This window comes from Candidatus Rickettsia kotlanii (assembly GCA_030295365.1).
In the GTDB taxonomy this organism is placed as follows: domain Bacteria; phylum Pseudomonadota; class Alphaproteobacteria; order Rickettsiales; family Rickettsiaceae; genus Rickettsia; species Rickettsia kotlanii.
Genome location: AP027062.1, coordinates 869,949 through 882,102, shown reverse-complemented (window position 1 = coordinate 882,102; position 12,154 = coordinate 869,949). Strand labels below are relative to the sequence as shown.

Below are 12,154 nucleotides of genomic sequence, written 5' to 3'. Positions count from 1 at the left end.
AAAAACTATCCGGTACTAAAAAAAATAAGCTCATAGTAAATCAATGGATAGCGTGGATTCTAATTTCACAATTTGGAATAAAGCCAGAAACAGTAAATTTAGACATATAGTATGGCCGATTAGATCATATGAATTAACCAAGTTCATCCCGATGGCCTTACTAATGTTTTTTATTCTACTTAATCAAAACTTAGTTCGTAGTATTAAAGATAGTTTTGTTGTTACCTTAATTAGCTCGGAAGTATTAAGTTTTATCAAACTTTGGGGCGAAATGCCGATGGGAATTTTATTTGTTATTTTTTATTCTAAACTCTGTAATATTATGACAACAGAGCAAGTTTTTAGGATAGTTACCGGTACTTTTTTATTTTTCTTTGCAATTTTTGGTTTTATTTTATTTCCATACAGAGAGTTTTTTCATCCCGACCCCGAGTTAATTAAGTACTATATCACTGTTCTTCCTCACCTAAAATGGTTTTTAATAATTTGGGGACAGTGGAGTTTGGTATTATTTTATATTATAGGAGAGTTATGGCCGGTTATAGTCTTTACTCTTCTGTATTGGCAGCTTGCAAATAAAATTACTAAAGTCGAAGAAGCACCAAGATTTTACTCATTTTTTACTTTATTTGGACAAACTAATTTACTCATCTCAGGAACCGTAATTATTTATTTTGCTAAGAGTGAGCATTTCTTATTACCTTTATTTTCTTATCTAAACGATACAAATGAAATTCTTTTAAAATCATTTATTACAGTTATTTTAATATCCGGATTAATTTGTTTAGCTCTTCATAAACTGATTGATAAATCAGTCGTAGAAGCTGACAAAAATATTAAATTTAAAAACCAAAGAACGGATATATTAAAATTAAGCTTGGTTGAAAGTGCAAAAGTGATATTAACTTCTAGGTATCTCGGTTTTATTTGTCTTCTTGTAATGTCTTATTCTATGAGTATTAGCCTAATAGAAGGGTTATGGATGTCCAAAGTAAAGCAACTCTATCCCGCTACAAAGGATTTTATAGCCTATCACGGTAAAGTGTTTTTTTGGACGGGAGTACTCACGTTAGTTAGTGCGTTTTTAGGCAGTAGTTTAATTAGAATATGCGGCTGGTTTTGGGGAGCTATTATAACACCGATTATGATGTTTGGAGCAGGTGTTATGTTCTTTTCATTCACGGTTTTTGAAAATCACCTAGGAAATATCGTAAATACCCTCGGCTATAGCGCACCGCTTGTCATGATAGTTTGTATCGGCGGACTTTGGCATATACTTTCTAAATCCGTAAAATATTCACTTTTTGATGCTACTAAAGAAATGGTATATATTCCGCTCGATAGTGAAATGAAGACCAAAGGTAAAGCTGCAGTTGATGTTATGGGTGCTAAAATCGGTAAATCAATAGGTGCTATTATTCAATTCATATCCTTTAGTATTTTCCCGAACGCCGTACATAACGACATAGCCGGTTTATTGATGTTCAGTTTTATTATTGTATGTCTATTATGGCTATATGGCGTGCAAGTTTTATCGAAATATTATAATAAGATGATACAACGTTGATAAGGATATCTATTCCTGCAAAGGCTTGCTTGCGTTGATATCTAATCTTCATGAGCTACGTAGGCGTTATTACATGACTCAGAAAAGGCATACAATGCTGGACAGGAATGACCAGTGCTTTTAAAACATTACCTGATGCTATGAATTAAACTACTGTATTTTGAACATCCTCTCCTATTAATCCTTGATCAGGCAAATCAAAAGCCTCATCCAAGCACTTACTATACTGCATTTTCTTAAGCTACTTCCGAATAATCTGCAATTAACCCTAGATTTTGACAAGTAATAACAAGTTGCACTTTTAAACCATCACTCTATTGATTTTTAATATAATCTAATATTATTCTTAAAATAGCTCGGCCACTATCCTTTGCTTTTTCATATTTATTTTTTAAGCTCTGTAATCTGTCAACATATACTCTTAACGTCTCTACTTCTTTACTTTGATATATTAAGCCCTCTATTTTTTTAATTTGTTTTACCGCTCTGCCTCTTCATGCGGTTCTTTACATTGTCTTACTCAATGTGCTTTTGTAAAATTAGTATTAGCATTGTTATGCATTAATAGTGAAAGAATAATTTTATTTTCTACTGAGTTACGACTACAGTAATGTAATATTTCACCCATCTGTTTATAATCATTCACCGTAGCACCATATTCAAGTAACATTTTGGCTTTTTTAAAATTACCTGTAACCTCTAAAGCAGTCTCACCATTCTCATCTTGTATATTAAGATCAATAAATGCGTAAATCATGAAACATTTCTGGAACGGTTTTACATTCTTTTGCATTACTCCCCTTTCCTATACAAGATTTTAAAATATTTATTAACTTAGAAATTTTAGGTATAATTATTTTTTTAGTTATTTTATTACAATTCCATGTTTCATGGTATTTTTGACTCGACATTATATTAATCTATTTTAATAAAGTCAATGTGAATGGTTAATTTTTATGAATTAACCAATTAACAATATAATTTAAAAATTCTTTTTTCTTGAATCTATTTGTAATATAGTAATAGGCATATTTAATATTTGTAGAGGGAATAATGAAACAAAATCCAAAAATCTCATTAATAGGTAGCGGTAACATAGGTGGCACGCTTGCTCACTTAATTAGCCTTAGAGCACTCGGAGATATCGTGTTATTTGATGTGACTGAAGGAGTACCGCAAGGAAAAGCATTGGATCTCATGCAAGCCAGTACAATAGCCAGGTCTGATATCAAAATAAAAGGCACAAACGACTATAAAGATATTAAAGGATCTGATGCCATAATTATTACTGCCGGTGTACCAAGAAAACCAGGGATGAGTAGAGACGATTTAATTAGTATTAACACTGGTATTATGAAAACGGTTGCAGCAAATGTTAAAAAATACGCTCCTGATGCCTTTGTAATAGTAATTACCAATCCACTTGATGTTATGGTATATGTCATGCTTAAAGAAAGCGGATTGCCTCACAATAAAGTAATCGGTATGGCAGGAGTACTTGACTCATCAAGATTTAATCTTTTTCTTGCTGAAGAGTTTAAAGTATCGGTTAGCAATGTTAATAGCATGGTTCTCGGCGGTCACGGCGATGCTATGGTACCTCTTGCAAGATATTCTACAATATCAGGCGTACCGATACCTGATTTGATAAAAATGGGCTTATCAAGTAATGAAAATATTGAAAAAATAATCGATCGTACGAGAAACGGTGGCGGTGAGATTGTTGCATTACTTAAAACAGGTTCTGCTTATTATGCTCCCGCAGCCTCAGCAATAGAAATGCTTGAGTCATACTTAAAAGATAAACGTCAGATTCTAACTTGTGCCGCTCATTTACAAGGTGAGTACGGCGTACATGATTTATATGTCGGAGTGCCTATTATGATCGGTAAAGAAGGTGTTCTAAAAGTAATAGAACTACAGTTAACCGCAGAGGAAAAAGCACTATTTGATCAATCAGTCGAGGGAGTTAAAAAACTCATTGAGACGATAAAATAAATGATTAAATTACATTAATGAAGCACAAATATAACAAGATTTAAAATATTGAATTAATATTAATTATTAGTATTGTTAATTGAATATAAATGGTATTACATTTTGGTTTATTTTTATTAATAAAGGGAAATTATGAAACATAAGAATGAATTAGACTAGCTAATAAGAAATCTTTATTTAATAAAAAATACTAATTTAAATAATATTTTAGAAACAGATAAACTAGCTATAACACGTACAACTAATTTTATAGAAGCTCTAATAAACAAAATAGACCCTAAAACGCTGGGACCGCCGTATGTTTCTCAGCAATAAGCTAACTTCAAAGTAGCAAATGATAAAAATATACAAGGTGCTAGTAAAGAAATTTATTTAAAAAATCTACCTATTAGTATTGGTAAAGTTGAAGGCTTTAAGGAAGACGGAAAAGGTAGAAAAACAAAGGCTCAACTTGATGTCCTAATATCCCTTTCAGATTTTTCAGCATATTAAGACTAAGTAATTCATTACCGATCACTAATGAGCAAGAACTAGAAATAAAGGGCAATATTAATCTATTGCAATTGATAGAAGAAGTTGTTCAGAAAGTAGGGGAAAAGAGCTTAAATATACAGCAAGATAAAAAAGTACTTACCTCATAAAAAAAACGAACAAGCTATAACACATGGTTAACAAAAAGTAGAACTTAGCCTTAAAGAAGCAATAATCAAGTTAAGGGAAGCAGTTCAAGAAACAATCAAAAATCCAACTAATAATGCAGAATTTAATAAAACATCAAAAGAAATTTGTTTGATTAATAATATCAACTCTCATCAACCACCTAGATTACAGGCAGCTAGAAATAAAATCCTGAGTAGCGGAGAAAGCCCTAATACTCAAAATACAAAAATAGAGAAATTGTTTCTTGAACAACATGAATGGGATCAATTTCAAGAATGAAGAGAGAGATTACAAAAAATAAAAGAGCTTAGAAAAAAATTAGATGAAATGAAAAATTTTTATGATGCGATTAATTCATTAGATAAAAATATCATGCTAGGAGTAATATAAGAGAAACACAAAGTGCAACAAGCTTCCAATCAAAAAGCACAAGAGATTATAAGAAGTAAATTTTTATACCTTGATAAGGCCGGAGATTTTTCAGACGGTTTACAAAATTTATTTGAGAAGTTAAAAAATAAAGAAGAGACTGGGGGAAAAAGAACTTATAGAAGCTTCTAACAAGACACTCAGCAAAAGTATATCAGTAAATAAAAATTACTTCCATAATACTAATAATTCAAGCGAATTAGATTTACAATATAAGATATTATTAATCTAGAAAATTCATTCAATAAACTAGCATAATTCACTGATAAAATATTAATAGATGTTGGCAAATCTTATGTACAACAGACAAATATTAATCCTAAATCTAATACCGTTTTTAGATCTTCTTCTATTGATTCAGGAATAAGCTTAAGTCAAAAAGAATTATCTACCACATTTGGAAAAAGCAGCTCTACTAATTTAATTGAAGCTCTTGATTGAGCACAATAGAAAATTTTATCAAATTCAAATACAGCAAAAGATAAGTTAACGGCAACAAAAGAACTACAAAAATCTATCCCACAAAAAGAAGTAAGCAATGAAAAACTTACTCAAGAAGAAATAGATAATATTTATAAGACACTAGGTATATTTGAAGAAATTAAGGAATATGAAAAGAGCGACAATTCACGTGTTCCTCGTTTATTAAATAAAAATTACTATAAGCTAACTGATCCTCGTGAGGAGCGTAGAAGCAATAATATCGCTTTAGAATGGGATGATACTAGAATGCTAACTACTGATACTGATTTAGAATGGGATGACACCGAAATACTGCCTCCTGCCCCAAATAGTACCGTTTCAGATAAATTAAAAGAAGCAGTAGATGATTATATATCTAAACTACAAAATGAAAAACTATCTAAAGATACATCCCCGAAACAAGTTGAGGCAACAACTCATCCAATACAGGCAGCAATACCGACTCCTCCTGCTCTTTCCTGAAATACTCATCCTATATTCGATGATATAATAAAGTTCTTAAAGATGTTTAAAGAAGAGATCGATAAATTTCCACAAGATTATACTAAAGCCTCTACCATACCTCTATATTGAAGTAATGTTAATAGAAATTTAGGAAGAAGTGAATTTTTAGCAAGTATGGTATCAACTCCTCAACAAGATGAGAGAATTAATGATATATTAGATAAACTTCAAAAAATTTCTACTAATTGTAATAAGATAAGTAATAATAATGATAAATTTAATAAAGAGATTAAAGAATCTTTTGTAGAAATTAATACTACATTAAAAAATATAATAGAATATAAAGGACCCGAAATAGAATATTTAAATTCCAATATAGAAAAAGTTCAAAAGAATTTATCTAATTTAGAATCTTTGACTTATGAATATCTAAAAATACATCTCCGAAACATATTAAGCAATAAATCCAAGATCAACCTAAAATATCTACAGGAGCAGTTACCAGTATAAAAGATAGAATAGCAAAATTTGAAGCAGACTCTGACAGCAAAATCAAAAAATACTGGACAGAAGAAAAGAAACAGACTGTAGAAAAACAACATGAAAATATTTAATCTGACTATATAACTCCTCAGAAAAATTTTGAGTTTGAAAATCGAGGTAAAGAAATTAAAGAGAATAGCACCAGAAATTTAATAAACAAATTTGAAAAAGGCTTTGATAGTAAAATAACAAAATACTGGACATCACCGGCGGAATGGGGTAAATGGGAGGGGAAAAAATAGAAAGGTACAGGAAAAGAGAATGAACTAATAAGACCTCGTACAAAATTTGCAATAGAACATTCTAAACATACTCAATCTAAAGAGCCTATATATCATCTAATTAAAGCTAAAAGGCAATACAAAAAATTAAAAGACAAATTTGAAAACTTAGCAAAAGAAGCACAGTAAATTGGGATACAAGCACAGCAAAGTTCCAAATCTTCAAGTAGTCCTAGCATAAAACCTACAGATTGCAGTAAAAACGGAAGAAATATCTAAGGCCATTGATGTTATTCTTGTTTTTGGGTCTTGTTGCATGGCTCATTTATATCATTCCCGCAGAGGCAGGACTCCAGTAAAACATGTAAATTCTGTATCAATATTGAAGTTATTTTTCTAGATCCCCGCTTTTACGGGGATAACATTGAGTAGGTTTTCAAGCCATGCAACAAGACTTTACTTTTGTAAGGATAATATCCTACGTAAAACTAACACTGTACTCATTAATATTATAAGCAAAAATATGAAAAAGCTTAAAGTTAGAGATAGTGACTTAAAATTTTGCCATAACAACATACTAAAGAAAGGAGTAGTTGAGGATAGAATAATACCTCCAAAAGAATGTGATAGACTATAAAGTCTCATTTTAACATTAGTCTTAAATAAGGATTGAACAATAATTTGTAGCGGTACTGCATAAAATGCTGCAAGTCCTATTAATATAATGGGACAGAGAATATTAAATACTTGTTTGCATAACATTATTTGCATTCCTAAAGCAACAATAATGCTGGTAAATAAAGCCCATGTAATCTGTCTTAAAGGGTTTATTTTATCGGCAAATAGCCCTGCAAAAACAGCTGATATTCCATAGGTAGCAGTAAGAGCTATATTCATAAATCTTATTTCAGGATGATTTATAAAAGCTATTTTTGTTAAAAAAACTCCTAAGAAAATTACTAAAAAGTGATACACTCCTCCAATAGCACCGTTTATTAGTAATGCTATTATAATGGATAATTTATTATTCCATATAATTTGCCGCAAGGTACTTTTTGATGACGTTCTTAAAAATTCGCTACTTTCTTTAAAAAACTTTCTCATCAAAATAGCGAATAAACCAAATATTGCACCAATAAAGAAATTAAAACGCCATAAATATTGGATATCGGAATTACTAGCGTAATAATAAGCTATAGCCGCAAGTAATGCACCTATTTGGCTACAGCATGAAACTATTCCTATATTTAAATTTTTCTGATTATCTCCTGTTTTTTCAGCTACATAAACCTTTATTCCGTCAACTTCTCCGGCAAGGCTTGCTAAAAAAACCATTCGACATAATGTTAGTATTACCGTAGCAAAAATACCTATTATCTCAAAGGAAGGAGTAATAGCAATTAATCCGGTAGAAATGCTACTCATGCACATTGATATCTTGATAGATTTAGTACGCCCGTATTTATCTCCGATAAATCCAAAAATTAAGGACCCTAAAGGTCGTACTATAACGACTGCACTAAGAATAGCAAAAAAACCGAGTAGTTGTTTATCCTGCTCTATATTAGGTAAGAAATTTTGTGCAAGAATACTAGCCGATAAACCGAATAGAGCATAATCATAATAACGGATAATCGTTGTAAAAAATGCAACTAAAAAAGCTGAATTAGACATATAATATTTTCTTTTTGTGGTAATATCATATGATACCAACTATTTAGGCTATGTAAAAGAAAATTAATTTAATCTATTTTTACTCTTTGTGTCTACAAATTATAAGATTTTTTTGAAATAGGAACAACTACAGCATAATTTCAATTTGTAGTTTTAATTATAAATTTTATATTTGGTATATATTCAATTTTTAACTGTTTTAAAAATATGCACTTAGAATATAAAGTTACTATATCTGAAAATGGCAGAATAAATATTCCTGCAAAAATTTGTGATCAATTACATCTTGCTTCAGGAGATCAGTTAATGCTAATACTTGATAAAGAATTAACATTGATTCCTCTAAAAAATAAAATTAAAGAATTTCAAGCATTAGTAAAATCTAGAAATAAAGATAACATATCACAGTAAATATAGCAGAAGTAGTAGCTGAACTAGATAAAAAATTGAACATATCTTTTATTCAAAGTAAAGAAATGATCTCAGCTTCAATAAATAAAATTGTAGCCTGAGATTTTGATCAAGCTATAGAAATTGGACGCTTAAAGAAAGAAACAGAACAATTTGACTTATCTCTTGGTGACAGAGCTTGCATTAGCCTAGGATTAATTACAGGCTATCCTATATATACTGCAGATAAAATTTGGGCTAAACTGCAATTAAATTGTAAAATCGTTCTAATTCGCTAGGCTTTATGAAGATTTCTAATTGATTTGCTATTTTTTAGCGAAAATTAATAAGATTTTTGAAAGAATAGCTACTCCTATTTCAAAGAAACCTTATAATTTGCAGCAAAAAATAACCAAAATTAAATCTTCATAGAGCCTAACAGCCCATTTTATGATAAAATTTGAAAAAAGAGCCATTATGATACTATAATAATTACTTTCCTTTTCCTGAGTGTTGCTTTTCTATTTTTTCTCTTCGTGCTTTCATAGCTTTTGCTAGTTCTTCTTTATGCTTATCTCCTCTTTAAGGCATTTGTTTAGCAATATCCTTTGCCTCTTTTTTTATAGTTTTTGGAATTGATATAGGTGGTGGCGGAGACGATGGGGGAATAGGAATACCACTTCCAGACATTAGACATTGGAGGCGGCATCGGTATAGTACCGCTAGGCATAGTTGGAGTATTTTTGAATATTGATTAACAGCTTCTGCTTGCTGCTGCTTTATCTTCTCTTCTTTCATACGTTTTATACTGCTAATGCTCCTTGTTGCTGCAAATCTGCAATTGTCGGCTCTCTTTTTGTAGAAGTTAAGTGTTTATTTTTATTATCAAACTTTTTTTCTCTATCGGAAGCACTATTAATATTATTATGTTCTTTTTCTATAGCCTTAAATTGATTATTAATAGCTTCTAATTCTGCAGCGATTTCCCATCTCTCTTCTTTAGTAATATTAGAATTAGATTTTTTTCTTCAAGCCCCTTTTCCCTCTCTTCTAGTTCTTTCTGTGTTTGCTTTAATTCTTCTATACGTTTTGCATGATTATCTATTTTTCCCTCTGTACTCTTTGTTTGCTGCTCGAAAGAATCCTTTACTTATCTCTGCTTTGAACTTTTTTCTTTAACTCTTCATCAAAAGAAAGCGGTTTATTTCGTACAGGTTTTCCTAAATCAGAATGTATTAGATCTTTACAATTTTCTCTAGAAGCTAACGGTTTTTACTGGTATCAGGTATTTGAGGACCATGTTCTCGTAAATCTTTTGTAATTTCTTGTATAGTTTGATGAAGTTCTGTAATCGACATCACTTTACCTCTCACAAGTTAATTGATTTTAAAGATATAGTAATTACACCTCTTTTATAGCTTCAACACAAGCAAAAGTTGCTATTTTTAGTATTTCATTAGCTGTTGCTGCAGCTTGAAGTATTTGAACGGGTTTTTCAAAACCGTTTGTTATAGGACCTATAAAGCTGTTTGACGAAAATTCTTGTAACAACTCAGTAGAAATAGCAGCTGAATTTAAACCAGGCATAATTAATACATTTGCAGATCCTGATAATCTACAAAATTTATATAATTTACGTAAATCACCATCTAAAGCCACTTTAACCGACATCTCTCCGTCATATTCAAAATCTACCTTCATGCCGCTCAGCTCTTCTTTGTTCTTGCTAAAATTATCTAGTATACTTACTGCTTCACGAATACGAGCTGTTTTTGCCTTAGAAGAATTACCGAATGTTGAAAAAGAAAGAAGTGCAACACGAGGCGTGATTCCCATATTTTTAGCAATTTCTGCAGTTTGGGTTGCTATTTGTGCAAGTTCCCAGCTGTTTGGATATTCCTTAATACAATTATCGGCAATAATAATATTATTATCTTTAGCAATCATAATTGAATAGCCAAGGATGCTACGATTAATTTTTGGTGAAATGACTTTCATGATATCTTCTAAACTATCGATATAACTTTTCGTAACACCGGTTAAAAGAGCATCACCGTCACCGCATGCTAACATACAAGCAGCGAAAATATTCTTATCAGTTTTAACAAGCTTTGCACAATCACGGTATAAATAACCTTTTCTCTGAAGTCTTTTATATAAATAATTAGTATATTTCTCTAAACTATCGCTTAAGGCCGCATTCATTATTTGAATTCCGTCTAAGCTAATATCTTGACCTATCTTTTTTAACATAGCCTCAATGCGTTCAACACGACCAATTATAATCGGATGACCATATTTCTTATCTCGCATCATAAGAGTGGCAGAAATTACTTCTTCTTCTTCACCTTCAGCAAAAATAATCCGTTTAAGCGGTGCATTATGAATTTTTTCAGCTAAGAAATTCATATAGTTAGCAGTAGGATTTAATCTGCTACCTAATTCTTTCTTATATTTACCTATACTAAAATCTTTAACCCTAGAAACGCCGCTTTCTATTGCAGCAACGGCAACCGCCGCTGCTACTACAGTAATTAAACGAGGATCAAACGGTACAGGAATGATATATTCCTGACCAAAAACCATCTTACGCCCTGAGTAAGCTTTATATACCTCTTCCGGTACAGGTCTACGGGCTAAATCTGCAATGGCTTTTGCTGCGGCTATTTTCATTTCTGTATTAATAGTCTTAGCTCTTACATCTAATGCTCCTCTAAAAATATAAGGAAATCCCATAACATTATTAATCTGATTATTATAATCAGATCGCCCTGTTGCTATAATCGCATCATCGCGCACAAGTTTTATATCTTCCGGAGTAATTTCCGGATCAGGGTTAGCCATAGCAAAAATAATCGGATTACTTGCCATTCTACTCACCATATCTTTAGTTACTGCCCCTTTTACCGATAACCCTATAAATACATTAGCGTTATTTAAGCTTTCCGCTAAAGTTCTAAACTTGGTATCACTTGCATATAGCTCTTTCCATTTATTCATACCTTCTAGGCGTCCTTTGTAAACAACTCCTTTAGTATCACATACAATAATCTTTGATTTATCAGCTCCAAGAGCAATTAATAAATCAATGCAAGCAATAGCTGCTGCACCTGCCCCGTTAACTACGATTTTTAAATCTTCAAGCTTACGATTAGTAAGATACGCAGCATTTATTAGCCCTGCGGCGGTAATAATCGCTGTTCCATGCTGATCGTCATGAAAGACCGGTATATCCATTAAAGATTTTAATTTTTCTTCTATCATAAAACATTCTGGAGCTTTAATATCTTCAAGATTAATACCCCCAAAACTATAACTAAGATACTTCACGGCATTAATAAATTCTTCAGGATCTTCCGTATTCACTTCCAAGTCAATTGCATCAATATCAGCAAATTTTTTGAATAGTACCGCTTTACCTTCCATTACCGGTTTTGAAGCGGCAGCTCCTAAATTACCAAGCCCAAGTACGGCAGTACCGTTAGAGATTACGGCAACTAAATTACCACGAGCAGTATATTTATATATATCCTCTAAATTTTTAGCAATTTCAAGGCAAGGAGCTGCAACCCCGGGGGAATAAGCAAGTGATAAATCTTGCTGAGTAACTAAAGACTTTGTTGCAACAATAGCGATCTTACCAGGCTTATCTCTTTCATGATATTCAAGGGCCTCAGCATAATTTATTTTATTCATTTCATCCATTTTAGAAATTCCTGTTTTATTTGTTTGTTTTGGTTTTTCG

Annotated in this window: 8 protein-coding genes and 3 pseudogenes; 8 read left to right on the top strand and 3 right to left on the bottom strand. The window is 31.5% G+C overall.

All coding sequences use genetic code 11. The features are described 5' to 3' along the window. Positions 1-43: 43 nt before the first annotated feature. Positions 44-1,567: a nucleotide exchange transporter Tlc2 gene (gene tlc2, locus QUD19_RS04825; protein WP_498807667.1), complete on the top strand. Its 1,524-nt coding sequence runs from the start codon at positions 44-46 to the stop codon at positions 1,565-1,567. A 520-nt stretch (positions 1,568-2,087) separates the two neighbouring features. Here the strand turns inward: tlc2 and QUD19_RS04820 are convergent. After that, complete coding sequence (locus tag QUD19_RS04820; protein ID WP_498807665.1) at positions 2,088-2,360, bottom strand: hypothetical protein; 273 nt, start codon at positions 2,358-2,360, stop codon at positions 2,088-2,090. 260 nt (positions 2,361-2,620) lie between these two features. On the opposite strand from QUD19_RS04820, the gene mdh reads away from it, so the two are divergent. The 5 genes and pseudogenes from mdh (at position 2,621) to QUD19_RS04795 (ending at position 6,366) form a co-directional block, all read left to right on the top strand. Continuing rightward, positions 2,621-3,565, top strand: a complete 945-nt coding sequence (gene mdh, locus QUD19_RS04815; protein ID WP_498807664.1) for a malate dehydrogenase — start codon at positions 2,621-2,623, stop codon at positions 3,563-3,565. A gap of 1,062 nt (positions 3,566-4,627) precedes the next feature. After that, positions 4,628-4,786 carry a hypothetical protein gene (locus QUD19_RS04810; RefSeq protein ID WP_498807662.1) on the top strand — a complete coding sequence of 53 codons (159 nt, stop codon included), beginning with the start codon at positions 4,628-4,630 and terminating at the stop codon, positions 4,784-4,786. Positions 4,787-5,383: 597 nt separating this feature from the next. Beyond that, positions 5,384-5,599, top strand: coding sequence for a hypothetical protein (locus QUD19_RS04805; RefSeq protein ID WP_498807661.1), 216 nt, complete (start codon positions 5,384-5,386; stop codon positions 5,597-5,599). Positions 5,600-5,755: 156 nt separating this feature from the next. Continuing rightward, a pseudogene (locus QUD19_RS04800) lies at positions 5,756-5,968 on the top strand (hypothetical protein); the annotation flags it as partial. Positions 5,969-6,045: 77 nt separating this feature from the next. Further along, a pseudogene (locus QUD19_RS04795) lies at positions 6,046-6,366 on the top strand (hypothetical protein). 435 nt (positions 6,367-6,801) lie between these two features. Here QUD19_RS04795 and QUD19_RS04790 read toward each other — a convergent pair. Further along, the gene (locus tag QUD19_RS04790) at positions 6,802-8,019 is read right to left on the bottom strand and encodes an MFS transporter (RefSeq protein ID WP_498807659.1); all 1,218 of its coding nucleotides are present in this window, start codon (positions 8,017-8,019) and stop codon (positions 6,802-6,804) included. A gap of 207 nt (positions 8,020-8,226) precedes the next feature. Between QUD19_RS04790 and QUD19_RS04785 the strand changes: the two genes are divergently transcribed. Both QUD19_RS04785 and QUD19_RS04780 read left to right on the top strand, forming a co-directional pair. Then, positions 8,227-8,430, top strand: coding sequence for an AbrB/MazE/SpoVT family DNA-binding domain-containing protein (locus tag QUD19_RS04785; RefSeq protein WP_498807657.1), 204 nt, complete (start codon positions 8,227-8,229; stop codon positions 8,428-8,430). After that, a pseudogene (locus QUD19_RS04780) lies at positions 8,424-8,708 on the top strand (PIN domain-containing protein); the annotation flags it as partial. The gene QUD19_RS04785 and the pseudogene QUD19_RS04780, both read left to right, overlap by 7 nt. Before the next feature lie 1,102 nt (positions 8,709-9,810). On the opposite strand, the gene QUD19_RS04775 reads toward QUD19_RS04780, so the two are convergent. Next, the gene (locus QUD19_RS04775) at positions 9,811-12,114 is read right to left on the bottom strand and encodes an NADP-dependent malic enzyme (RefSeq protein ID WP_498808686.1); all 2,304 of its coding nucleotides are present in this window, start codon (positions 12,112-12,114) and stop codon (positions 9,811-9,813) included. Positions 12,115-12,154 lie beyond the last annotated feature (40 nt).